The sequence below is a fragment of the Arthrobacter livingstonensis genome (assembly GCF_003219815.1).
Lineage (GTDB): Bacteria > Actinomycetota > Actinomycetes > Actinomycetales > Micrococcaceae > Specibacter > Specibacter livingstonensis.
This window is the reverse complement of sequence record NZ_QJVD01000024.1, coordinates 1-23555: the sequence shown is the minus strand read 5'-3', so window position 1 is coordinate 23555 and position 23555 is coordinate 1. Positions and strand designations below refer to the sequence as shown.

Sequence of the window (23555 nt, the reverse complement as noted above, 5' to 3'; positions counted from 1 at the left end):
CTACTGTCCTTTTTCCTGAGGGTGTTCGATGTGGTGGTGAAGCCGTTCGATGCGTTCTGCCAGGAAGCTCCAGGTGGCCCAAAATTCTTCGAGGTACTCGCCGCCGAGTGCGTTAAGGGAGTAGACCTTGCGTGGGGGGCCTTTCTCGGATGGAACCTTCATCACGTCCACAAAGCCGCGCTGCTCGATCCTGACCAGCAACGCATAGACGGTGCCTTCGACGATGTCGGAGAAGCCCTGCTCGCGCAGCTGCGCCGTGATCTCGTACCCGTATGCCGGCTGCGTGGCCAGGATCTCGAGCACGATTCCTTCGAGCGTGCCCTTGAGCATCTCGGTCATCTGCTGCTTGCTCATGGATTCCGTTCTCTCAACTACTTGGTGTCGCTGACTACCACTAGATAGTAACGCGGATTACCACTAGATAGTAACGCGGATTACCACTAGATAGTAGCGCGGATTACCACTAGATAGCAAGGTTGAATAGTTACTGTTCTGGAGTGGGCGGATGCTGCAAATCCGATGGCGGGACCCGGCGCCGGAACGAACGCGTCCTAAGTGTGATGAGGGGCATGACAGATGACTTCGAATGGCCTCTATTTCACTCGGATTCTGGTCAGTCGCGCTCGTTCACGCCGTCGGGTTACAGATCATCACGGGAGGGGCCGGCACATTCGGCCCGAGCACCTCGTGTGGTAACTGGGCTTGGTGGCGATGACCAGCTCATCGAGATCGACACCACCTCAGCAACCCGGCGCCAACTGCGCCAAAGACACGCCCCGTGGAAGGTTCGGCAAACGGACGGTTGTATGTGGACGATTCACCTTCGCGCGGGATACTCGTCACCAATGGGTGAATCGCCGGACGATAACTGATATGGCCGTCGCTGCGGGTCTCGAGTCTCCCGTGAGAATTGTCAGCTCGGCTCGGTGGCACTGGCTCTGTCAAGGAAGCCGTCCGACGGTGGAGTATGAACACAGACGGACCAGAGGTGGACCGGTGGCGCCGACAGATCATGAGGGGATCGCACGGGCGTTGAGGGAACACCCGGCGAAGAAGGGCGTGGCCTTTAACATCGCTGTCACGGTACTGGAGGTCGGCGGGGGCATCGGACTCTTCCACCTCGCTAAGGGCATCAGCGGAAATGATGTTACGGCGTACGTGAGCGGCAGCATCGCGCCGCTGCTCGGGGCGGTGGTGGTCTGGGCCCGCTCGAGGAAGTTCAGCGGTGCTTCAGCGGCAATGTTCGCGTTCGTCGTGCTGTCGGCGGTGGTGGCGGCGGTGGTAGGCAGAACGGATCCGAAAGTGTTGCTGTACAAGGACTGCGCCATCACCGCGCTGGTGGGCTTGGTGTTCGGGCTGTCCTGTATTCTGATGCCTCGCCCGTGGTGTTCTATTTCGCCCAGCGCTACGGTACGGACGGGACCCGTGAAGGTATGTCCGCGTTCGACGACCCTTCTATGGTTCAAGTCAAGAGGGTTTGAAGTTTTCTGAAGAGTTGCCTGGCGATGAAACGTTTGAGGCAGCGGCGGATCTCCTTGATGCCCTTGCCCTCGGCGGTGCGCCGCGCAACGTATGCCTTGGTTTCTGCGTCGAACATCATCCGTGACCGGGCTATCGTGTGCAGTGCCCTGTTTAGCTGCCGGTCACCATGGCGGTTGAGTCGGTACCGGACGTTGTTGCCCGAGGATGCGGGGATCGGGTTCACCCCGGCCAGCGCCGCGAAGGCCGCTTCGGACCGGACCCGGCCGTGATGTGAGTACGAAACGATGACCTGTGCCGCCGTCACCGGACCAAGCCCGGGCAAGTCCATGAGGCCTGCCGCCATCAGGTCAACGACTTCCTGAAGCTGTTCCCTGTTCTGTACCAGTTGAACCTGGAATTGGTTGATGGCCGTGGCCAGCCGTTTGGCCTCAGCGCGGGCGGTCCGTGTCTGCAGGTCCTCGCGCCGGAGGGTCCTCCACCGGCTGATCTCCAGAACCTGGGTGTCGGTGAGTGCCTTGCGCGCGTCAATGCCCAGATCCATGGTGCGAAGCAGTGCGGTGAGGATCAACCGGTCGGAGGTTCCTTGGCGTTCCATGGCGTCGCGGGCATTGAGCAGGATCCGCAGGGCCTCCCTGTTTCCTTCTGCCCGGGGATCCAGCAGTGCCCCGACCTGTTCGCCAAGCACAGTCCGGGCGGCCGCCAGCGCGTCAATGTCATCGGACTTTCCACGGCCGGCACGGGATGTCCGGCGCGGCGGGCGGACTTCGCAAAAATCCAGTTCCGTCTGCCGTAGGGCGCGGGTCAGGCCCGAACCGTAGGAGTTGGTTCCCTCGATGGCCACCAGCGTCTTGCCGGGTTCGCTGCGCCGATGGATCCAGGCAATGGCACGCTTGAGGCCCGGCGGGCTCGTGGGGAACGTGGCGGTGTCAACAACCTGGCCGGAAACGGCCGCGAGGATCGCGTAGGTGTTGGTTTGGGCGTGGGTGTCCACGCCGACGATATTCTTGTATTCATCACGGACGATGCTCATAGCAGTGGGTTCCTTCCCGAGACAGGACACAGTATGGCCAGCCGGGATGGGATCGCGCCGTGGCAGATCTCTAACGAGTCACAACCTGAAAACCGTGGGTCGGACAACCTTCTATCAGGCCACCGGTGCGAGCCAGACCGGCCCCACGGGCCGGGTGGACAAGTCGTCTAAAAGACACTGCACCAGGCAGGTCAGATATGTGGTGAGTCACGCCCGGTCCGAGTGGTTCAAGTCTGGCAGCCAGCCTCGGGCTTGCCACTACCCATTAGAAATATGTGGGTCGCCTACCCGGCCTTTCGCCACGGCATGTACCAGATCAGCATCATCTGGACCATGATCTACCTCCTCCAGGCCGGCGCCACGGCCCTGATCATTGCCTCCACGACCTTCTCAACGGCCTACAACTGGAACCAGATCCTGCCGATCACCGCTTTCGTGGTGGCGATCGGCCTGACGGTGATCATCGCCCGCCACGGCCAACGCATCGGTCGGCAGGAAGCCGCAGACGCTGATCAGAGGAATCGCTCCATGTGAACGCCCCCGAGAGTCCCCGCGGGCTCGTCTGGAATACCACCCGACAGACACGCATATGCCGAACCGAGAAACCCTGAGTGTCCGTATACCGTTCGCTGTCCGCTTCGTTATTGGAGCCGATGGCGAAGTGGTGCCGTGGGAAGGGTGGAGAGGCCGCCGAGTTTGATGCCAAAGGTTCTCTCGGTTCAAGTGTGTCGAGCGGCACGGATTCCACGGGCCGAGCTGACGAGGGCAACGACCGAGGCCAAAGATGCGATGACCAGCACTATGACGACCGGGAAGCTGCTGCTGTCCAGTGCCGCATCCCCTGCCACGGCAACGGCGATCAGGCAGCAGGCACACATCGCCGCCAGGGCAAGGGCGAGACCCGTAGCAAGGCGGGCGGGCAGGCGCAACGTGGGAGCCGGAACCTCCAGGCGCCGCAGGCTCACCCCAGGCCCCACGCCCAGACACATCAGAAATCCTATGAGGACACACGACCAGCCAATGAGCGCCCACGGCCCTGCCGGGTTCGAAGGTGCAGTGTGGCTTATCGCCAGGAGCGCCAAAAGCCCGAGCACCAGCAGGATCCCCGATACCATCACGGGCACTAGCGGGCCAAGGAAAAACTTTGGCCTAGAACGCAAGCCCGGGCCCAAGGCGCGGACCACTATATGCGCTGCACCCATCAACGCCAGTAGCCAGCCGATGAACAAGAGCGCCGAGCCGGCATGCAATAGTCCACGTACCAGTGCGGAAGTGCCGCTCCCGGGAGGGTCGAGAAGTGCCTTATTCACCGCCGGCACGATCAAAAATCCCGCACACCACGCCAGCCAGGTCGTTGATACGCTCGCTTGCAGGCGAAGACGCCGAGCCTGGGGCCCGGCAAAGCGGGGCCTGATCCACGCGCCGAGAGCACCACGGACGAGGTCGGCGGTCGTGCGCGCGGAATCTGGCAGCTCTTCTGTCAGCGCCGCCAGCTCGGATCCATACCGTGCCCGGAAAGACGGCGGGTAGGCGCGAAGGACCATCCTCGCCGCCCAGCTCACGGTCGAGCCGTTCGAAGACGGGCGAGCCCGTGGGCGGAGAAACTGCGCATGGCCTTCAGTCGTGCGGCCAAAAGCGCCGCACCGGCAGCCGTGATCTCGTACGGGCGTCGGCGCTCCTGCCCCGGGAGGGCCCGGACCAGGCCGCGTTCTTCCAGCCGAGCAAGCGCCCCGTACAGGGTGCCGGGCCCAAGGGTGATGTCGGCGTTTTCTTTCGTGTCCAAAATAATCGCATAGCCATGCTTCGGTCCCGCTGCGAGGCTGCCAAGTATCAACAGCGTCGGATCCGCCCATGCCACTTCACTTTTACGACGAGCCATCACTTACTCCGTTTCCCGTAGTACTTGAAACGCTACTCCAAACCTGTGATCGATGTCCAGATTCCGTGTTGATTCATGGAAGATGCCCGCGTAGCTGCCATGAATCAACACGACCCCTGCCCCTGCCCCTGAGCGTAAACTGGTATTCAGGGGCGGTAACCTGCACTGCCCCGTGGAGGATCACTGATGAGCCTGCTTTTGACGATACTGGCAGCCAAATCCGCGATGATGCCAACAGTCGTCGCGAGGCACCCATCTTTTACTCACCTATTTCAACCGAAAAATACGGCAAATACTGACATGCCGTAACCGCCTAGAACGGCGAAAGTTCCCGAAAATACACGAGTATTGATAGACAGCGGCACCCTGTGACGTCAAGATGCTGAGATTCTCTTGGCCGCCGGTTCGAGTCCGGCCCGGGGCACCAACATGGCCCTGACCTGCGGTTATGTCCCTCAGGCCAGCGGGAGCAAGGGCTAAAATTGCCGCAACTCACCTCTTACTCATCTTATTCAGCAAAATTTTCTTGAACTTGCACTCATCTATTTGAAGACTGCCAACTCATCTTTTTCGATATCCGGAGCAAAAAATGGCAAGATTCCGCGGTTTCTCCGAGCCGGACCGACTCGGAGCTGTGGCTGCCATGAATTGGCCTTCCGACCGCCGTTTCCCGGCACCGGTCAACGTCAATGGGCAACGAACTTGCCTGCAAGACAGCAAGCAATTCGGCGCGGCAGCTTCGACCGTCCAGCTCACGTCATTCGGCAATCGTGGCCCGAATTGCCGTGTCGGAGAAGCAATCTGCGGCATGTCCACAAAACCTGACGCTTGACAGATGGCCGGACCGATACGGCCGGGGCCCGGCACTGCCGACCCAAGGCGGCCCTAAAGACCCCGACTGGACCCTTACCCAAACTGAGCACCGGAGGCCGGCTGCATCTCGCACTGGCATGCACCAGCCTCAGTGGCCCCGGTCCTCCAGGCCCCCAGTTGGGAAGGACCGTGTGCCCTAGCGTTAAGGGGCGTCGAAATCTGAGCCTTCGGGCGTGCCTACTTGAATGTTCTTGCCGTCGCAAATTCAGCCCACCCGGCAGGCCGGCGCGCCGCGCTGCTGGTGGACGGCCTGCAATGGCTGGGTCCTTGACGTGTGGGGCCCGGGCGGGCGACGCCGGACCCCGCTTGACTCCGCGTCCTTCGCCACGCTGCTGGTCACCGAGGCGGCGGACTGGACGGCCGTCCAGCCCAACCGGTTGGCCATGTGAAACGCCATGGATCACACATGGGGGATGACGCCGAAGGTGCTCTTCCTCTCCGAAAATCAGTGCCACGGGGCCGCCGGGATCAAGAGAGTTATTCGTCGTCGGCGGTTCATAGACGAGCCAAGAGCCCTTGTATTGAATTTTCAGCTGCTGCTTACGTCATCCTGCTGTGCAGCCTGCCGGTGATCTGGTGTGCTTCTTCGAGCAGGAACCGGCCGAGGAAGTTCTGGCGGTCTTTCCGGAACCGGGTTTCAATGCCGGTCAGTGAGAGGGCCCAGGCGGGACGGTCCTGGGCGTCGAAGACGGCGGCGCCCATGCCCCAGCTGCCTTCCAGGACGAGGCCGGGATTGACGGAGTACCCGTCGTGGTGGGTCCGGGCCAGGTTGTCCCTGACCAGGGCCACGGGGTGTGTGGGGGCGAAAGTGCCGGCGTGATCGTCCCAGCGGGCCAGTATCTGTTCCTGTTCCTCCTTCGGCAGGAACGCCATGATCGCGTTCCCCGCCGAGGCGACACCGAGGGGGAAGCGGACGCCCTCGTGGAGCACGAAGGAACGGATGGGGAAGGGCCCCTCCTCCCGGAGCAGGCACACGGTCTCCCCTCCCCGGCGCACGGAGAAGAACGCACTCTCCCCCGTCTCCTCCGCCAGCCTGCGCAGGCTGGGCCGGGCAATGTCCTCCACGGGGAACCTTGCGGCCGCCACGGAACCCATGAGCAGCGCTTCAGTACCCAGCACCCAGTTCCCGGTGGTGCCGTCGTGGTCCAGCAGCCCCTCGGCCGCGAGGGAGGTCAACAGCCGGTGGACCGTGGGGCGGGTCAGCCCGGACTCCCGGACCACCTCAACCAGGGCGGCCCCTTCCGGCTTCCTGCTCACGATCCGCAGCAGGGCCGCGACCCGCCCGACGACCTGCGCGCCTTGAACCGGTACGTGAGCCATGAAATTATCCTCATTCCGTCCATATTGTGGATAGCAACCAGCCTACCGTCCACACTGTACAAATCCGAGGATTTCGCCCAAATACTTGCCTTGACAGCGTATTTGCCATCACCCTATGCTCAAAGTCACGCCTTGAAATCCATAAAGTGGACGACCAGCAATCAGCTCAACGAGGAGATTTTCATGACCAAGGTACGCAGCAGTGCGGCGCAGGCACTGGCGGACGTGGTCCGGGACGGCATGACGCTGGCCGTGGGCGGTTTCGGGCTCAGCGGCATCCCGGCCGACCTGATCGAGGCCGTCCGCGATTCCGGGGTGACGGGCTTGACGGTGGTCTCGAACAACATGGGTGTGGACGGCAAGGGCCTGGGCGTGCTGATCGAGGCCGGACAGGTCGCCAAGGTCATCGCCTCCTACGTGGGCGAGAACAAGCTCTTCGCCCAGCAATACCTGGCAGGGCTGCTGGAGGTCGAGTTCACCCCGCAGGGCACCCTGGCCGAACGGCTCCGCGCCGGCGGCTCCGGCATTCCGGCGTTTTACACCAAGACCGGCGTCGGCACCCTGGTCGCCGAAGGCAAGCCGCATGCCGTGTTCGACGGCGAAACATACGTCCAGGAGCGCGCCATCACCGCGGACGTCGCCTTGGTCCACGCGCACACCGCCGACACCGACGGGAACCTGATCTACCGGTACACGGCACGGAACTTCAACCCCGTCGTCGCCACCGCAGGGCGGATCACCATTGCCGAGGCCGAGGTCATCGTCGAACCCGGCGTGCTGGACCCCAACCACATCGTCACCCCCGGCGTCTACGTCCAGTGCCTCATCCAAGCCACAGACCGGGTGAAGGACATTGAACAACGCACCGTCCGCCCCCGGATCGAAGCCCGCCCCGAAACCCTTTCCGTAGCCGTCCCGGCCTAAACCACCCGAACCCGAGGAGAACACCACCATGGCTTGGACCCGCAACGAAATGGCCACCATAGCAGCCGCCGAACTCAGTGACGGCGACTACGTCAACCTCGGGATCGGCATCCCCACCCTGGTCGCCAACAACCTCCCCGCCGGCGTCCGCGTCACCCTCCAATCCGAAAACGGGATCCTGGGCATGGGCCCCTTCCCCTATGAAGGAGAGGAAGACGCGGATCTCATCAACGCCGGCAAGCAAACCGTCACCCTCCTCCCAGGCGCCAGCATCTTCGACTCCGCCACCTCCTTCGGCATGATCCGCGGCGGCCACGTCAAAGTCGCAATCCTGGGCGCCATGGAAGTCTCCTGCACAGGAGACCTGGCCAACTGGACCATCCCCGGCAAAATGGTCAAGGGCATGGGAGGCGCCATGGACCTCGTCGCCGGCACCCCACGCGTCATCGTCCTCACCGACCACACCGCCAAGGACGGCACCCCCAAAATCGTCAACGAATGCACCCTCCCGCTCACCGGGCGCCGCGTGGTGAACCGCATCATCACCAACCTCGCCGTCTTCGACGTCGAAACCACCAACACCAGCACCGACTACATCGAAACCGACGACGGCGGCATCCCTGCCTTGGTCCTGACCCGGCTCGCACCCGGCGTCACCGTTCAGGACATCGAGGACTGCACCGAACCGGCGTTCACCGTCCGCCTCGAAACCGCCACGAGAGCCACTGAAAAAGCCCTCGAAGAGGCATCTGAAGGAGTCACCGCATGAGCCTGCAAGAACAATTCGGCAAAGACATGCTGCTCACCGGCTGGGGCCACAGCAAATTCGGCAAGCTCACCGAGGAAACCCTGGAATCCCTGATCATCCAAGTCGCCACCGACGCCATCACCAACGCCGGCATCGAACCCGGACAAGTCGATGAAATCTACCTGGGCCAATTCAACGCCGGCATGATGCCCCTGGCCTTCCCGTCGTCCCTGGCCCTGCAAGTCTCCGAGGACCTTGCTGGTGTCCCCGCCACCCGGGTGGAAAACGCCTGCGCCTCCGGATCCGCCGCCGTCCAGCAGGGCACCAAGGCCCTGCTCGCCGGCACCGCAAAGACCGTGCTCGTCATCGGAGCCGAAAAAATGACACACGCCGGGGCCGACACCGTCGGTGCCGCCCTGCTCGGCGCCGACTACGACATGGCCGGGCAAACCTCCACCACCGGCTTCACCGGACTCTTCGCCGACGTCGCCAAACACTACGAAAAACGCTACGGCCCTGACATTGTAAATCTCGGCGACGTATTGGGGTCCATCGCGGCCAAGAATCATCGCAACGGCGTCGACAACCCCTACGCCCAGCTGCGCAAGGATCTCGGCGAAGACTTCTGCCGCACAGTCTCGGAGAAGAACCCCATGGTCGCGGACCCCCTACGCCGCACCGACTGCTCCCCCGTATCCGACGGCGCCGCCGCCGTCATACTCTCCACCCACCCCACCGGCGGGGCCACCGATCCCGTCCGGCTCGCCGGCTTCGGCCACGCCAACGACTTCCTGCCCGCCTCACGCCGGGACCCCACCGCCTTCGCCGCCACCAGGGTCTCATGGCAGCGTGCCCTGGCCATGGCCGGCGTCGAGCTGACTGACCTGGATTTCGCCGAGGTCCACGACTGCTTCACGATCGCGGAACTGCTCATGTACGAGGCCATGGGCCTCACAGAACCCGGCCAGGGCAGCCGCGCCATCACCGAGGGCTGGGTCTACAAGGATGGGAAACTCCCCATCAATGTCTCCGGCGGACTCAAAGCCAAGGGCCACCCCGTCGGCGCCACCGGCGTCTCCCAACACGTCATCGCCGCCATGCAACTCACCGGCAACGCAGGCGCCATGCAACTCCCCAACCCCCACCGCTCCGCCGTGCAAAACATGGGCGGCGTCGGCATCGCCAACTACGTCAGCATCCTCGAAACGCTCTAGGCTGCCAAGTTGAACTCTCCCCAGAAAGGGCGGAACCGGTGACCACTTCAGCAACGCACCAAATTAGCTTTGACGCAGGTCTGCGTATTCGCAAGGCCGTCATGGGTGAGGCTTATGTCAACAGAACTTTTGAGGGGGTGAGCGATTTCTGCCGGCCAGTCCAGGAGTTGGTGACCGAGTACGCTTGGGGGAAAGTGTGGTCCCGGCCTGGGCTGGACCACAAGACACGGAGCATGTTGAATCTGGCGATGCTCACTGCGCTGAATCGTCCGCAGGAATTGGCAGGACACGTCAGGGGCGCTCTGAATAATGGCGTGACGGAACTGCAGATACAGGAAGTACTGTTGCAGACGTTGATCTATTGTGGTGCGCCTGCTGCTCTTGAGTCGTTTCGAGTCACCGAGTCAGTGCTCCAAGACATCCGGAATCAACACTAGGTCTTCCCGGCATTCGCCGGTCCACAAGGAGGTGGCAGATGGCGGCGGTTCCGCGCGGAGCGTCCAGCAAGTTTAATTCCCCACGCCCTGTCGGCAAATGGGTGCCTCGAACGCGCCTGACGGAATTCCTCACCGCTGGGCAAAACTGGCGTCTGGCCTTGATCCATGCACTGGCAGGTTTCGGAAAATCCACCCTTGCCGCCCAATGGATGGATCTACTCGCCGCCCAAGGCCGCACCAGGGTGTGGCTCTCCCTGGACCGCGATGACAACAACACCATCTGGTTCCTCTCCCACTTGCTCGAAGCCATCGGTCGCGCCATACCCGGGTTCGACGACGACCTTCAGCAGCTGCTCGAGGAACGTCCCGACGATGCGGAACGCTACGTCATCCCGGCGCTCATTAACGCCATCGACGAAGGCGGGGACGACGTCGTCGTCGCCCTGGATGACTGGCATCTGGTCACCGACAAGCGCACGATGGACGTAGTGGAACGACTGCTGGACTCTGGCGGGACACACTTGTCCTTCATCATCACCAGCCGTACCCGCGCAGGTCTGCCCCTGGGACGACTGATGGTCCGCGGACAGCTCGTCGAGGTCGATGCCGTCGCGTTGCGCTTTGACCAGCAGGAATCCCAATCCTTCCTCGTAGACATCAACCGACTGGATCTTGATAGCGGGGACGTGGCCAGTCTGCACCGGACCACCGAGGGGTGGATCGCTGCCCTGCAGCTTGTCTCGTTATCTCTGCGAGATCATCGCGAAGCGTCGGCCCTGATCGAGAGACTGTCCGGCGGCCACCAGTCCATTGGCGAGTACCTGGCGGAAAACGTTCTTAACACACTCGATCCCGAGGTCCTCAATTTTCTACTGGCCACTTCCGTTCCCGAGAGGTTGTGCGCCGGACTCGCCTCAGCACTCTCCGGCGTGCAGCAGGGCCAAGCCATGCTGGAACAGATTCAAGCACAAGACCTCTTCCTCCAGCCCCTTGACGAAGATGGGGACTGGTTCCGCTATCACCACTTGTTTGAGGATTACCTGCGTCACCGGTTGGCGCGGGACTACCCCGGTCGAATTAAGTCACTCCACCTCACGGCAGCGCACTGGTATGCGGAGAACGGCTTCCCCAGCGACGCGGTCGACCATGCCCTGAGCGCCGGTGACATCGACTTCGCTGTGGAAATCGTTGAGTCCCGGGCCATGTGGCTGGTGGAGCACTCCAGCATGGCGACGTTGCTGGCCCTGGTAGGCAAGATCCCGGCCGAACGGGTGGCAGGTCAGGCCCGTCTGCAGATGGCCATCGCTTGGGCGAATACGCTCCTCCACCTCGCCCCCGAAGCACAGGCGGCCCTGAACCGTGCCAGCGCAGTGATGCCTACCGATAAAACATTATACGATGACGACCGCTTTGAACTCGGAGTCGAGAGCCTGGTGGTGCAGAGCTGCATTGACATGTACGGGGACAACGTCAGCCGCGTCCATGAATTGGACGAGAAGTGTTTTGCCCACGCCGACCGGCTACGCCCATGGATTGTCTCCGTCGCGGCGAACCTCTCAACGTTCAAAAAGATTCATGACGGCGACTACAACCTTGCGCTCAAACAGCAGGGCTGGGCCAACACGTTTCACGACCAAACTTCCGGCCCCTTTAGCAATGTCTATGGCCACTGCTTTGCCGGCCTTGCCGCCTATGCTCTGTTGGACCTGCAGGAAGTTGAACACCAATTTTCCCTGGCCGTCGACTTGGGCCGAAGCCATGCAGGCAGGCATTCCCACGCTGCCAGATTGGCAGGGGCCATGATGGGTCAACTTCTCTACGAACGCGGTGCGCTCGACAAGGCCGAAAGACTTCTGGAAGAAACCCACGAACTCGGCTCTGAGGGCGGCGTGGTGGACTTCATGATTTCCACGTACTCCACGCTGGCGCGTATCAAGGAACTACGTGGAGACACTGCCATCGCAGCCGACATCCTCAACGAGGGTGCCGCCGTCGCCGACAGTCTGGGTCTCAGCCGACTCACACACGTCATCAATCTGGAACGGGTGCAACTGGGAATCGATACACATCCGTTCGATCCCGCTAATTCCCCCGCATGTGCCGAGGGAACCGATCCGCTAGAGGAACGTCGTCCGGGACTAGCCGAAACCAACTACCAGATCCTCCTCGCCACACTGATCCGCTCCGAACTGGCCTCAACGCTTCCCGCAGCCCGGGATTCTGGGCAGTCATCCACCGTCGCTGCTGCCCGCCTCCTTTGGCAACGGGCCGCAGCGTATTCCGGACCGCGGGCAGAGTTGCACGCCCGCATCCTGTTAGCTGAAGCGCTGCACCATGCGGGCCGGCAGGCCGACGCCGAAGAGACCCTTCTGCCAGCGTTGGACACGTGCTGCCGTTTGGCTCTGGTGCGGCCTCTCCTTGATGGTGGCCCGGGCTGCTCGGAACTCGTGAAGACCATCTCCGACAAACACAGACTGGGTGCGAGAACATACGCGCGCACTCCCGAGCTGGGGCCTTTCCTCAGCCTGTTGATTCGGCTGGACTCAAATACGGCGGTTAACCGGGGCCACTCCCCCGCTCGCACCCTTGGCGGAGCCCAGTTCGGGCGCCCACAGCAGGCCGGTATTGCGGAGCCGGGCCTTACAGGGCGCGAACAGGCGATTTTGCAGCTGGTCGGTCAGGGTCGTTCCAACCGTGAAATTGCCCACGAGCTGCATCTGGGGATCAACACGGTGAAGTGGTATCTGAAGAACCTGTTCAGCAGCCTTGGCGTGGACAACCGCCAAGACTGCGTGACAGAGGCACGCCGCCGACATTTACTGGACTCTGAATAGCCGGTACCTGCCCGATTATTTGAACGATTCCAGCCGCGCGAGAACGTCTTCGGGCCGAGCAGAAACCGGAACTTCCGCGTAGAAGAAGTCCGTATCCGGCAGTGCGATCTGAGCCCCGTGCCAGAACGCGTCAGGGATGTACCCGCCCTCGGCGGTTTCGGCGTGCAGCTTGACTTGACGCCCATCGAGCTGGCCTAAAGTCCACCGATAGTTGCCGGTCACGTTGGCGATGGGCGTGTAGGTCTCCAACGGCACCGAAACGTGCGCTCCGCCCTCCTTGTGGCAACGATCGTCGAGTAGTACGCCGGAGATGGGGAGCTTAGTGAAGGAACGCAGCCAGTCGCTGACATACATGGAGGCGTTCTCGGCGTCATCCGCGCTCAACTCAGCGACGTAAGCGGCACCACCAAATGCGTGGGTGGCCAGGAGCCAGTTCATCGGCGACGGAATGCGCAGCACCACGGGTTCACGGGCTGTCTGGGCGAAGACCGTGGCGAATTCCTGCACTGACTTGGTCGTTCCCTCGTCCGCCAAGAGGGTCCGCAGTGCGTACCCCGTCCGGGATCTGCCAGCCATGGCGGCCTCAAGCCTTGTGTTGCCGGTGGCCAGGTGATCGTAAAGCCTACCCAGGTCCAATAGTGCAGTGTCGGGCCTCAGCAGCCCTTGGGCCTGCGAGAAATAGGCGCAGTATTCGACGGCGTTGTCCCATGGAACTGTGCGACCTCGAAGAATGACGGACGAGGCGTAATCGTGGTGATCCAACACCACGGCTTTGGCCCTGCCTGAAGGGGGCGCGGCAACAATGCTGATCAGTGAGGTGGACGTTGACGTGGTCATGGTATCTCCAAGTTTCTGCTGTTCAATGCCCTCAGCACCGCACCGTCCCGTGAATTGTGGAGGATGCGGCGCTGAGGGCGATAGTGACTTAGTAGGTGGTACCCAGCGGATGCTGCAGGGCCTAAGCCCGGCGCTGGACGACTTCGTTGTGCTTGGTCTCCAATTCGCGGATCCGCTCCTCGAGCTTCTCGATCTTCACTTCACGGCGATCCGGAATCATGATCAGCGGCAGCTTGTCTACCGTCGCCTTCACCCTCTCCGGACCATTGCTGGTGAAGTGCGTGGCCGTCAGCTCGTCCGTTTCATCACCCCAGGAACCGTAGTACAGCAGGTCCTTCGGAGGCTCGATTTGGACATAGGACTCCAGGAATTCCTTGTACGGCTTGCCACGGGAGAGCCGTGCCTGGCGCGCATCGTGGCGAAGCTGGCGCGTGGCCTCCTCGTCGACAACAAACGTCTCAGCATCCCAGACCACACCATAGATGGTGGTGGCCACGTGAGCGGAGATACGTCCCAGTTCCAGGTCCTTGGCCACGGATTCCGGATCGCGCTCCAGCACATCACCGTAACCGCCACCGGAACCTTGAGCGATCATATAGAGCTCACCGTCCTTGGCGACGTCAAACTGCAAGCCCATGTGCGCCGTCGTATATTTACCACCCTCATAAGGCTGGTCATTCATGATCCGCTCCATGGACAAGTCAAATTGGCTGGAATCCTTGCGGATAATGTCATAGATGTTGATGCCCTTAACCATGGCCAACGGGTTGGTGCTGCAACCGTAGCCACCAAACATGCCGGTGACCGAGGAGAACTTCGAGCCCGAGGTCACCGTCATGAAGCCCCACATTGGAGTTCCCTCGGCGGCCACGATCATCTCGTACCCCATGCCACCGCTGTTCTTGCCGAAGCCCTGGTTGTCACGAACGATCCGCTTACTCACCAACTGCATGAAGGGAACCTCCTCCTCCATGACTTCCTGCTCAGCGGTGTCCGCCATCGCACAGAACAACGGCGAGACGGCATCCTCACCGTCGCGGAAGGCCTTGGCACCACCACCCATCCCATTAAGGTCAGCACACAAGTTGCCCACCTGATCCCCATGTTGTGTCAACCCGCCCCAAAGGAACGTGTTGATCTGGTTGAACCAAGGCGCCAAAACGTTGGAGAACTTCTCCGGGTTGGAGAACTGCATTTTCGCAAACGCGGTCTGCAGAGCCGAGAAACCACGAAACGATGCCTGTAGCGACTGCCCCATCGGCGCGTCATATCCGGCGTCGGCCCACGTATGTTCATCAGAGATGATGTCAATCGGAGACATGGCCGAGGTACACCGTGGCAAATCTGGCCACCAGAACGCGAGGATCGCCTGCATCATCATCGACTTAACCGAACACAATGGTGAGTTGATGGCGCGGTTGAGGATTTCCGGTCCTGTCCCCCGCAGGTCAACCGTCATGTTCTCACCCTTGACGGTCACCTTGCAGGCAAACTTGATCAAGATGTTTTCCTTCAACGTCGAGTCCATGAACTGGTTGAACGTCACGGTGCCGTCGGGCAATTCACTGATGCGCCGCTTGACTTCTTGCTCAACGTCTTCGACCGTGACACGCAGGGCTGCAACGAAGGTCTCGATCCCGACCTCGTCGATGATGCTGTCCACACGTTCCTGGATCCGCTGCACCGCACCGATCTTCACCTTCAAATCGGCTAGTTGCAGTTTGGGGTCGCGGACCGAGTGCTGCAGGAAAGTCAGCAGGTCACGGCGCAACTCTCCCTTCTCAACGATCTTAAACGGGGACATCCGCAGGCCGTCATCGAACGGGGTTTCTGAACCGGACGGCATGCCGCCGGGCTCGCAGGCACCGTTCTCCCCTTCGTGGATGGTGGCAGCCACCCACGCGATGATCTGCCCGTCACGCATGATCGGCGTGATCATCGACTGGTCCGTGTTGTGGACGTTACCGTACCGGGCATCATTGTGAATGAATCCGTCGCCGGGGTTGATTCCGACGGTCGGCTCGTCCTTCCAGTACTTCATGATGTACCGGATGGGGTGGTGCAAGATTGCGGAGAACGCGATCACGCCGTGACAGGAGAGGTAGGTAACATCGCCCTCCGCGGTGTAGATCGCCGTCGTCAGGTCCCCCCACTTGGCCCCGGGGGCCGCGCCCATCGCCTCGCACATTTCGTAACCCTCATCCAGTGCGCCAGCAAGGCGCTTGCGGATCCGGTCAATCTGGATCGGGTCAATGCCCTTGGCGATGCACTCCTCCTCGTAGGCCGAACGCGAGGTGATCTGGTGGCTGCGCATGATGGCAGGATCGGGCCCCAGGAAGAGGGTGGTTTCGTCCATGAACTGGTCGACCCATTCCTGTTCCTGGTCAGTGAGCGGCTTCGACGCTTCGTCGCCGCCGCTGGCGTTGCTGGTTTCATTTACTGTAAGCGTCATTGCTATCAGGCTCCTTCAATGGTTAGTGCTGGAAGGTCGTGGGATGGTGTGCTCATGGTCAGTCCTTGAGGAACCAAACGGCACCTTGCGGCGTCGGTTCAAGACGCCACGACGGCTCCACCAGGAAGGTGGTGTTTTCCGTGGTTACGATGGCTGGGCCGTGGATGACGTGCTGGTGGTGCAACGACTCCTCGTCGTAGACAGGCGTATCAACGGCGCCATCAATCTTCACGAAATGCACCTGCCGAGTGCCCACTGGCTTCGGCATGGTCCTGTCATGCCCCGATTCGATTGAATCGAATTTCACCACGTCCCCATCCACGAAAGAGGACACTCGAACGGTCTGTGCCCTGATGCCGGCCTCCGGTGCCTGGCTGCCAACGCCATAGCGTTGGCCGTAGATGTCCGAGAAGGTGCGAATGAGGTGAAGAACATCGGCGACGCCGTTGACTCGGTTGATGTCGAAGACGACAGCCGTGGTGACCAGCTGATTGCCGTAGCGCAGATCCATTTCCAGGCTGTGACGGATATCGGCAGGGTTGTAACCCTGCCGGACCAGGTCCCCTTTGCCCCTGCCCTCCAGTTCCTCGATGACCTGGTTCAGCTCATCGAAGGTGTTGTACAGGCTGCGGTCCGTGGGGTTGTAAAGGACCACGTGGGAGCCGCGCTCATGGATGTGAAGTGGCTTCATATTGCCTGCACCACACGCCGAAAATACCGAGGAAAAGGGTGGGGCAAGGATCCGTTTGATACCAGCGTGATCAGCGATCCCGCAAGCGTGGAGCGGGCCGTTGCCCCCGTAGGCCAGCATGGTGAAGTCTTCCGGCAGGTATCCCCGCACGCGCAGTTCCTTCGACATGCCGATGGCCATCTGCTCATCCACTGCGTTCTTGACGATCTTGGCCACCTCAATGGTGTCCATATCCAGCTCATCGGAAAGGACCTCATCGAGGGCGTACACGGAGCGCTTCTTGTTCAACTTGATGAAGCCGTTGGCGTAGTTATCCGGGTCCAGATAGCCCAGCACCAAGTCCGCGTCGGTGACCGTCGGGCGCAGCCCCCCTCGGTCATAACATGCCGGCCCCGGATCTGAACCAGCCGATTCAGGCCCAATCTGCACCGAATGGTGGATCCTGTCATAACTGGCGATCGAACCACCCCCGGCGCCGAGTGTCAGCAAGTGGATCATCGGCACAGACACCAACCAGCGGCCGATGGTCGGCTGGAAGTCGTAGTGCTTTACACCACCCTCGGGGACAAGGCCAATGTCAAAGGACGTTCCGCCCATGTCCGTGGAGATCACGTTCCCCAACCCGGTGCTGTCGGCCAGGTGCTGAGCTGCACCTACGCCGGCAATCGGGCCGGAGTGAATGGTTTGCAGTGCGTCGGTGGAATTCGACTGCGCCATGCCGCCGGAGTTGTGGATAACCAGCATGGGCTTGTCATAACCGGAACCCCGCAGGTTATTGGACAGCTGCCCCAGCGCGTGGAACATGATCTCGTGCAGAAAAGCGTCAACTATGGTTGAGGTCGCTCGAACATATTCGCCCTTCCGCCCCGAAACCTGGCTGCCCAGCAGAACCGGAATGGCGCCTAGTTCATGAGCGGGGTACTCGTCCAGAATGATGTCCAGAATCTGCTGTTCGTGGATCGGATTTTCGGTGGAGTTGACCAACGAAACGACCAAAGCTTCCGCCCCGGCGTCGACCAATTCGCGGACCTGCATGCGAACGTCTTCTTCCATGAGTCCCACCACGACTTTGCCCGCAGAGTTAATTCGTTCCTTCACTGAGCGAATCAGCGCACGGGGAACCAGCGGATCGGGGCGGGTGGCGTCGGGCATGTTCTGCTGCTTGGACGGGTCCAGCCCCTCACCGTAGCCCCGACCGCGAGACAGCGGGATGGTGTCCTCAAAACCGTGAGTGACCAGGGCGCCGACACGTGGACCCTTGCCTTCAATGAGGGCATTGGTACCCAGCGTTGTGGCATAACGCACCGAATCAACCTCGGCCAGCACCAGGTCTCGGTTCAGGCCGGCCCGAGAGCAGGCAAGATCCAGGGCTTCGTTAAAACCTTGGGCCAGATTGTGGTGGGTTGTCAGCGCTTTCGCTTCGACATACACATCATCCCAGGCGAAAAAACAGTCGGTAAATGTACCGCCGATGTCAACGGAAATTCGTTTCATGACCAGTGGTTTCCTTTAGCTGTGCGAATGGGGGGCTGACGAGGAAAGGCTGTTGTAGGAACCAAGGGCCGGGCTGAAATCGGCAACTGCCTCTTCACCTGGTCCGTAGTTGATGACGGACGCAGGGTCCGTTCCACGTTCGGTCCACTTTTCGCGGAGCGAGTCAATATCCCACAGCATGTCCACTGTCGGCGGGTGTCCTGGCGGCACGTACTCGGTCTCCAGCTGAGTCCCACACCCGGGACAGTAGAACTCTAGAATCCGGCAAAACGTGGGATCCGGCGCAAACGTGAATTCGTACTTCTCCGGGTCCAAAATGGACTGGTGGATGTCCCTCGGGTCCCTGTCGTAGACAAGGGTCCCTTCCTTGTAGTTGCCTCTCGCATCGCCGAGGTCGTGGTCGCAGACCTTGCACGTCCAGCGCTCAGTGTCGAGGTCGATGATCAGATATTCAGTCATTGGAATGCGCATGCTTTGTCTCACCTGTTCTTCTAACAAATAGTGGTGCAATGGTCAGTTCTGAATGGTGTCCGTGAGCATGAGATCCCCGGCCACTGTCACGTCGAACTTCCATCCCTGCGGAACCCTGGCGGTGAAGTAGGGGCCCTCAACGATGGCCGGTCCCGCCGCCGTCGCTCCCGCGTTTTGGGTGCCCAGGTCGAAAACGGGAACCTCATCGACCTGCCCGGCCGTGGAACGTACCTTGCGGGTTGAGGAAGAGACAGCAGGCGATTTCTCCGTCGCTTCGGCCTGCGGAATCCTCGCGTGAGGCAGTTCGAATCGGGCCGTCAGAGTCAGCATCGCGTGATGTGCGCTGACGCTCGGCTGCGGATCAGACTCGGAGTAGGAATCTTCGGACAACAGCTGACCCTCAGCGTCCTCCTGAACTACACTCCACTCGAGCCGACACTCGCCAATCTCATGACCTTCCTGGAACATGTCTCGAGTCGCCCGCTCCCGCAGCCGCGTCTTGGTTGCGGCAAACTCGTCAGCGGACAACCCGGCAATGTTGGCCTCATACGTCTGCGCGATGTCCGAAAACCCAATTCCGAAGGCTGAGAACACCGCTGCCATCCTCGGCACGAGTACCCGGCGCACACCGGCTATCCGGGCAGCACCACAAGCGCTCATGGGGCCGGCACCTCCGAAAGCGGCTACCGTCGTGGTCTCCGCATCGACAACATCATCGGCGAATGACGTTGACATGCGCTCGAAGTACGCAGCCTCCATTCTGATCAGAGCCTCTTCAAGTGATATCCCCAACGGCCCGGCAATAACCTCAGTGATCACCGCCCGTGACCGCTGGGCATCAAGGCTGAAACCGCCGTCAAGATAGGTGTCAGGGTCTAGGACACCTAGCAAAAGATTGACGTCGGTGATGGTTGCCTGTTTGCCGCCAAAACCAAAACACGCCGGCCCCGGAGCAGCCCCGACGCTTTCCGGCCCCACCGTAATAACACCGTTGCGCAGGGCAATGACGGAACTACCGCCCACACCGGAGGAGTGAACGTTGCTCATCTCAAATGAAACCGGGACGCCCCGAATCGAACCCCGGCGGTCTGTCGAAATTGTCGAATTCTTCACCGACCCCACATCGGTTGTGGTCCCGCCAACGTCGATCATCAAGACATGTTCAAGCCCATAGGCGCTGGAGAGTGCCTTCGTCCCCTCAAGACCACCACGCGGACCCGACGAGTATGTCTTCAGTGCAACCGACTTCGCCACTCGCGACGAGGCTCCGTCGTTGCGGTAAATGAGCAGCGGGTTCTTGACCTTGTGATCGCGGAGCCGGTGCTCGGCGTTGTAGAGGAAACGCTCCATCGTCGGATGCAGGAAAGAGTTGATAATCCCGGACCACACACGACGACCGCGCACAGCATCAGGAGTGAACTCCCAAGTGAAAAGAATCGGGACCGAACCCAGGAGATGACGCGGAAACTTCCGCAATAGAACACCTTTAACAGTGCGCTCCTTCTCCCTGTCCGCCGTCGCGATGACCAATCGAGCAGCACCGTCAGTGGTCAGTCGGTTGACCTGCCTGACAATGTCTTGGGACAGTTCCTCCAGATCCCGATCCGTATCAATCACCGCAACGCGCGAACCAACAAGATCATCAAACAACTCAGCCGACGCATCCCCCGTCCGCAGCTCCTCCGCCAGCGTCGGGCTATCAGTGAGAACGCCAATCTGCGGACCCTTACGCTCCACCAGCGCATTGGTGCCCTGCGTGGTCGAATACCGGATGTGTCGCGTCGAATGCAAAAGCCGCGGAAGATCTTCTTCACCGAAGATGTCCGTAGAGGCCTTGGCCATCCCATCAAAGAGACACTGCGACAAGTCAAAGGGCGTGGTGAGGGTCTTCGTAAACGAGAACTCCTCACCATCCCAGACACAGATGTCGGTCAGCGTCCCACCGTTGTCGATGTTAATGAGCCGTTCCATTGATTCTCCTTTGTAGGTTGCGGCGAGGTGACACTAGTCGAATGCCTCAGCGACTAAAAGTGATGCAAGCCACATTGAGGACTGGTGCCAGTTTCGCCCAGCACGCAGGGTGGCCGGCTACTACCCACCCGGGTGGACTATTCAGGGCAACATACGCCCCCCGGGTAGGCGGACGAGCAGCAGATCTGCGCGTCGATCCGTCACTCACGCAGAGGTACTCCCGCAAAGCTGTGTTTCATCAGTTAATTTCCGACCATTTGCGGGCTAAGTATCCTGCCGCTTCACCACCTTAATGGGCCAGCAATTTGGGTAGCCAAGTATGCGCCAAGGCCACTTACATAGCCCTGCGCCGATCGCCCATTTGCATCCTGCAAGGCTCGCCAGGCCAGGCCACGCCTCAGAAGCGGGCATGAAGCCCTTGGTCACGTAGCTTTCCTGGGATGCAGCGGGAAGGGAGACATGACGTCGAAATTCTGCGCAGGCACTCGGTCGGAAGGGCCCGTTTCTTTCGGCCCTGGTTCAATACGGCACGGTTCGTGATGCCGACCGTTTCGTTCTTGAAACAGCATCTTTCAGTTCGCACTCTGGCTACCCAAACAACCGGATTTCATGTCGTCAACGGGCCTACTACGATCAGGCGCCCAGCACGGTTGACCTTCTGCGGTTCCGGGTGGATCCACACCGTCCAAGCAGTTGGTGGCCTTCTCGAGCCCAGGCTTAAGCACCGAGTCCCGCATGCCGCTCTTCAACTCCGCCAACGCATCGTTGGCCTTCAAGACAAGGCCTTCAGGTGCGCATTCCTCATTCGCTGCCTGCTGAGTATGTCGCGGAGGGAGAATACCTGCAGGTGGTGTAACCGGTGTAGCGACGCTGGATCCCCCACGCACGAGCAAGAGCCGCCGCGCTTGAATCACGTCTTGGTACACAGGAATCTGGGAAGACAGGGTGTCCATTTTCCCAGGACCAGATAATATTGGGAATCCAACGCTTGTGGATTCCAATGAGGAGGACGGTATGAACCCGCCACGCATATCAACGGACCAGGTTCAAAGCCCTTGGCCAGCCATCGGTTCCGAGGAAGTCCAGTGGGCCGGCACGCCCGATGCCAGCGCTTCCCGGCGTCAACGGCTGATGGCCCGGGGCCCCTACCAGGCTGCCGTGGTGCCACCCATTGCCCACAGCCAACCTTTCATCAGCAGTTCCGTGGCAGCACTGGTCGAAGAGGCAACTATCGACATGGTGCGCTTCGACCGCGACCTCGGTGAAGATGCTGCACCCTTCGCAGCACTTCTACTACGCAGTGAGTCCGCGGCCAGCTCGGAAATTGAGAATCTCACTGCTGGCGCGAAAAAGATTGCGCTGGCCCAACTTGGGGATCACTCGAGCACGAACGCATCGCTGATTGCCTCCAATGTCACCGCAATGCGAGCAGCCATCGACCTCTCAGACTTCATCAGCATGGACAATATCTTGTCCATGCACCGGGCCTTGCTGGAGGCGACTCTGCCCGAAATCGCCGGCCGACTGCGCACCCAGCCTGTCTGGATCGGGGGAAATTCACCCCACTCGGCAAGCTTTGTCCCTCCCCGGCATGAAACCATCAAAGCAGCCATGGCCGATCTGGTGGAGTTCATCCAGCGCGACGATATTCCCGTCCTGACCCTGGCGGCCATTGCCCATGCTCAGTTCGAGACAATCCACCCCTTCCCCGACGGCAATGGCCGCACCGGTCGGGCCATCGTCAGCGCCCTGCTGCGAAACAAGGGCGTCACCGAGAAGGTCATCATCCCCCTCTCCTCGGGCCTGCTGGCAAACACGAAATCCTACTTTGAAGCACTGGGCACTTATCAGAGCGGAAATCCAGAAACGATAACCGAGATGTTCGCCGAGTCAACTTTTTCCGCCACGGACAACGGCAGGGCGTTGGCCGCAAGTATCCGCGATGCCCAGACAGGCATTTATGCGACGCTGCCACACAATCCAAGTGAAAGCTTGCGTTGGACGGTTGACCTACTGATGCGTGAGCCTGCACTGACGGCTGAGATGCTGATAGAGCTCACAGGCCAGTCCTCAAGCTCGGCCTATCGAAACATCTCGACTCTGGAATCCCTCGGCGCACTCAGGCCAAGCAGTCACATCAAGGGACGCAAAGTATGGATAGCGCCGCCCATCATCGAGGCCCTAGACGAGTTCGCGCTGCGTGCGGGAAAACGAGTCCGCGGGTAACCTGCTGATTCTCCCCACGGCCAGAACATTGCCTACACATATGGATTGACCGTTAGCGGCCATGAGAAGCTCCCCGTAGGGAGGGCTAGTCACGAGAGCGCTCATTGCTTGAATTGAAGTGACCGTGGCAATATCTGTGGAATCACGAAAGGTCGCGCCCCAGCCTGACGTAGGGCAGCTTCCAGTCCAACCATGCCTCAGGCGTGAAATGGTACGCACGGACAGCCCCCAACTCGGCCCCTCGTCGGAGCGACAATGAACCTGCTTTCACAGATTTCGCGGTCAAGCCCCGACAACGTCAAAGGCCTCAGCAGTGCCACTCATCTTTTTGCCCATCTAATTCAACCGAAAACCACGGCGATCGCTGACATGTCATAGTCGACAAAAAGACCGACAATTCCTGAAAATACGCCGATTTTGATAGCCATCAGCACCCAATGACGTCCAAACCCTGAGATTCTCTTGGCAGCCGGTTCGAGTCCGGCCCGGGGCACAAAAGACCCCTGACCTGCGGTTATGTCCCACAGGTCAGGGCCATTTCGGACCCAAGTCATCTTTTACCGAAAATTGTCAAGCTGTGTGGAGTCATTAGGCGCTTAGCCTCATTCCACCGATCCGGTTTGGTGAGCGGTTGGATCTCAATTTTTGGTGGCTTGGCGTTTTTGGGCAGCA

Annotated in this window: 19 protein-coding genes; 9 read left to right on the top strand and 10 right to left on the bottom strand. The window is 60.6% G+C overall.

What is annotated here, in order from left to right; translation table 11 throughout:
- Positions 1 to 354 (bottom strand): PadR family transcriptional regulator, encoded by a 354-nt coding sequence (locus CVV68_RS18030; RefSeq protein WP_110502391.1) that lies wholly within the window; start codon positions 352 to 354, stop codon positions 1 to 3.
- A 642-nt stretch (positions 355 to 996) separates the two neighbouring features.
- On the opposite strand from CVV68_RS18030, the gene CVV68_RS23255 reads away from it, so the two are divergent.
- A complete protein-coding gene (locus CVV68_RS23255) occupies positions 997 to 1491 on the top strand; it encodes a DUF3159 domain-containing protein (protein ID WP_146238952.1) in 495 nt (164 codons plus the stop codon).
- Here CVV68_RS23255 and CVV68_RS18020 read toward each other — a convergent pair.
- A complete protein-coding gene (locus tag CVV68_RS18020) occupies positions 1463 to 2512 on the bottom strand; it encodes an IS110 family RNA-guided transposase (RefSeq protein WP_110502389.1) in 1050 nt (349 codons plus the stop codon). The two genes, CVV68_RS23255 and CVV68_RS18020, sit on opposite strands and share 29 nt — an antisense overlap.
- 273 nt (positions 2513 to 2785) lie before the next feature.
- On the opposite strand from CVV68_RS18020, the gene CVV68_RS18015 reads away from it, so the two are divergent.
- Positions 2786 to 3046, top strand: coding sequence for a hypothetical protein (locus tag CVV68_RS18015; RefSeq protein WP_110502388.1), 261 nt, complete (start codon positions 2786 to 2788; stop codon positions 3044 to 3046).
- A 185-nt stretch (positions 3047 to 3231) separates the two neighbouring features.
- On the opposite strand, the gene CVV68_RS23610 is transcribed toward CVV68_RS18015, so the two are convergent.
- On the bottom strand, positions 3232 to 3477 hold the full coding sequence (locus CVV68_RS23610; protein WP_170133240.1) for a hypothetical protein: 246 nt from the start codon (positions 3475 to 3477) through the stop codon (positions 3232 to 3234).
- A gap of 593 nt (positions 3478 to 4070) precedes the next feature.
- Positions 4071 to 4391 carry a PadR family transcriptional regulator gene (locus CVV68_RS18005; RefSeq protein ID WP_110502386.1) on the bottom strand — a complete coding sequence of 107 codons (321 nt, stop codon included), beginning with the start codon at positions 4389 to 4391 and terminating at the stop codon, positions 4071 to 4073.
- Positions 4392 to 5455: 1064 nt separating this feature from the next.
- Between CVV68_RS18005 and CVV68_RS18000 the strand changes: the two genes are divergently transcribed.
- A complete protein-coding gene (locus CVV68_RS18000) occupies positions 5456 to 5653 on the top strand; it encodes a hypothetical protein (RefSeq protein WP_110502385.1) in 198 nt (65 codons plus the stop codon).
- Positions 5654 to 5804: 151 nt separating this feature from the next.
- Here CVV68_RS18000 and CVV68_RS17995 read toward each other — a convergent pair whose 3' ends face one another.
- Positions 5805 to 6584, bottom strand: a complete 780-nt coding sequence (locus CVV68_RS17995; protein ID WP_110502384.1) for an IclR family transcriptional regulator — start codon at positions 6582 to 6584, stop codon at positions 5805 to 5807.
- A 183-nt stretch (positions 6585 to 6767) separates the two neighbouring features.
- Between CVV68_RS17995 and CVV68_RS17990 the strand changes: the two genes are divergently transcribed.
- The 5 genes from CVV68_RS17990 (at position 6768) to CVV68_RS17970 (ending at position 12741) form a co-directional block, all read left to right on the top strand.
- The gene (locus CVV68_RS17990) at positions 6768 to 7508 is read left to right on the top strand and encodes a CoA transferase subunit A (RefSeq protein ID WP_110502383.1); all 741 of its coding nucleotides are present in this window, start codon (positions 6768 to 6770) and stop codon (positions 7506 to 7508) included.
- Positions 7509 to 7536: 28 nt separating this feature from the next.
- Positions 7537 to 8277 carry a CoA transferase subunit B gene (locus CVV68_RS17985; RefSeq protein ID WP_110502382.1) on the top strand — a complete coding sequence of 247 codons (741 nt, stop codon included), beginning with the start codon at positions 7537 to 7539 and terminating at the stop codon, positions 8275 to 8277.
- Complete coding sequence (locus CVV68_RS17980; RefSeq protein WP_110502381.1) at positions 8274 to 9470, top strand: acetyl-CoA acetyltransferase; 1197 nt, start codon at positions 8274 to 8276, stop codon at positions 9468 to 9470. Before CVV68_RS17985 ends, CVV68_RS17980 begins: the two co-directional genes overlap by 4 nt.
- A 38-nt stretch (positions 9471 to 9508) precedes the next feature.
- Positions 9509 to 9907, top strand: a complete 399-nt coding sequence (locus CVV68_RS17975; RefSeq protein WP_211320894.1) for a carboxymuconolactone decarboxylase family protein — start codon at positions 9509 to 9511, stop codon at positions 9905 to 9907.
- A 242-nt stretch (positions 9908 to 10149) separates the two neighbouring features.
- Complete coding sequence (locus CVV68_RS17970; RefSeq protein ID WP_170133239.1) at positions 10150 to 12741, top strand: helix-turn-helix transcriptional regulator; 2592 nt, start codon at positions 10150 to 10152, stop codon at positions 12739 to 12741.
- 15 nt (positions 12742 to 12756) lie between these two features.
- On the opposite strand, the gene CVV68_RS17965 is transcribed toward CVV68_RS17970, so the two are convergent.
- The 5 genes from CVV68_RS17965 to CVV68_RS17945 all read right to left on the bottom strand — a co-directional run bounded on the left by CVV68_RS17965 (position 12757) and on the right by CVV68_RS17945 (position 20657).
- Positions 12757 to 13578 (bottom strand): hypothetical protein, encoded by an 822-nt coding sequence (locus CVV68_RS17965; RefSeq protein WP_110502379.1) that lies wholly within the window; start codon positions 13576 to 13578, stop codon positions 12757 to 12759.
- Between the two features lie 121 nt (positions 13579 to 13699).
- Positions 13700 to 16030 carry a hydantoinase B/oxoprolinase family protein gene (locus CVV68_RS17960; protein WP_110502378.1) on the bottom strand — a complete coding sequence of 777 codons (2331 nt, stop codon included), beginning with the start codon at positions 16028 to 16030 and terminating at the stop codon, positions 13700 to 13702.
- A 58-nt stretch (positions 16031 to 16088) separates the two neighbouring features.
- Positions 16089 to 18215, bottom strand: coding sequence for a hydantoinase/oxoprolinase family protein (locus CVV68_RS17955; RefSeq protein ID WP_110502377.1), 2127 nt, complete (start codon positions 18213 to 18215; stop codon positions 16089 to 16091).
- Positions 18216 to 18230: 15 nt separating this feature from the next.
- Complete coding sequence (locus CVV68_RS17950) at positions 18231 to 18686, bottom strand: acetone carboxylase subunit gamma (RefSeq protein WP_110502376.1); 456 nt, start codon at positions 18684 to 18686, stop codon at positions 18231 to 18233.
- Positions 18687 to 18728: 42 nt separating this feature from the next.
- Positions 18729 to 20657, bottom strand: a complete 1929-nt coding sequence (locus CVV68_RS17945) for a hydantoinase/oxoprolinase family protein (protein ID WP_110502375.1) — start codon at positions 20655 to 20657, stop codon at positions 18729 to 18731.
- A 1014-nt stretch (positions 20658 to 21671) separates the two neighbouring features.
- Here CVV68_RS17945 and CVV68_RS17940 point away from each other — a divergent pair.
- On the top strand, positions 21672 to 22883 hold the full coding sequence (locus CVV68_RS17940) for a Fic family protein (RefSeq protein WP_110502374.1): 1212 nt from the start codon (positions 21672 to 21674) through the stop codon (positions 22881 to 22883).
- Positions 22884 to 23555: the final 672 nt, after the last annotated feature.

Coding starts and splice junctions, on each gene's coding strand:
- CVV68_RS18005 (WP_110502386.1), bottom strand. CDS start 4,391: ATGGCTCGTCGTAAAAGTGAAGTGGCATGGGCGGATCCGACGCTGTTG.
- CVV68_RS17940 (WP_110502374.1), top strand. CDS start 21,672: ATGAACCCGCCACGCATATCAACGGACCAGGTTCAAAGCCCTTGGCCA.
- CVV68_RS17990 (WP_110502383.1), top strand. CDS start 6,768: ATGACCAAGGTACGCAGCAGTGCGGCGCAGGCACTGGCGGACGTGGTC.
- CVV68_RS18015 (WP_110502388.1), top strand. CDS start 2,786: ATGTGGGTCGCCTACCCGGCCTTTCGCCACGGCATGTACCAGATCAGC.
- CVV68_RS18020 (WP_110502389.1), bottom strand. CDS start 2,512: ATGAGCATCGTCCGTGATGAATACAAGAATATCGTCGGCGTGGACACC.
- CVV68_RS18030 (WP_110502391.1), bottom strand. CDS start 354: ATGAGCAAGCAGCAGATGACCGAGATGCTCAAGGGCACGCTCGAAGGA.
- CVV68_RS17980 (WP_110502381.1), top strand. CDS start 8,274: ATGAGCCTGCAAGAACAATTCGGCAAAGACATGCTGCTCACCGGCTGG.
- CVV68_RS17950 (WP_110502376.1), bottom strand. CDS start 18,686: ATGCGCATTCCAATGACTGAATATCTGATCATCGACCTCGACACTGAG.
- CVV68_RS17955 (WP_110502377.1), bottom strand. CDS start 18,215: ATGAAACGAATTTCCGTTGACATCGGCGGTACATTTACCGACTGTTTT.
- CVV68_RS17965 (WP_110502379.1), bottom strand. CDS start 13,578: ATGACCACGTCAACGTCCACCTCACTGATCAGCATTGTTGCCGCGCCC.
- CVV68_RS17985 (WP_110502382.1), top strand. CDS start 7,537: ATGGCTTGGACCCGCAACGAAATGGCCACCATAGCAGCCGCCGAACTC.
- CVV68_RS17995 (WP_110502384.1), bottom strand. CDS start 6,584: ATGGCTCACGTACCGGTTCAAGGCGCGCAGGTCGTCGGGCGGGTCGCG.
- CVV68_RS17945 (WP_110502375.1), bottom strand. CDS start 20,657: ATGGAACGGCTCATTAACATCGACAACGGTGGGACGCTGACCGACATC.
- CVV68_RS17960 (WP_110502378.1), bottom strand. CDS start 16,030: ATGACGCTTACAGTAAATGAAACCAGCAACGCCAGCGGCGGCGACGAA.